The 370-nt window shown below is 60.0% G+C and carries 1 pseudogene; it reads right to left on the reverse strand.

The window, feature by feature from the left end:
- Positions 1 to 370 (reverse strand): annotated as a pseudogene (locus PA598K_RS32090) (carbohydrate ABC transporter permease); the annotation flags it as partial.

Genomic DNA, 370 nt, shown 5'->3' on the forward strand with positions numbered 1-370 from the left:
GCGCCATCGATCTTGGCCGCGTCGAAGATCTCATTGGGCAAGCCCGCGATGAAGGTGCGGCTCAGGAAGATGCCGAAGATCTGTCCGCCAGCCGCTGCCTGGATGAGGATGACCCAAGGCGTGTTGGTCAGCCCCAGATTGGCATAGAGGACGTAGGACGGGATGAGCGTCAGGATGCCGGGGATCATCATCAGCCCCAGCATCATCATGAACAGCAGCTCCTTGCCGGGAAATTGCTTTTTGGCGAACACGTAGCCAGCCAGCGTCGAGAGCAGGATGACCGAGAGACTGCCGCCGAGCGCATAGAGCGCGGTGTTGAAAATATAACGCCAGATCGCCTCGCCTGCGGAGGCGAAGTTGCTCCACTGCG

This window comes from Paenibacillus sp. 598K, assembly GCF_003851045.1.
GTDB lineage: Bacteria > Bacillota > Bacilli > Paenibacillales > Paenibacillaceae > Paenibacillus_D.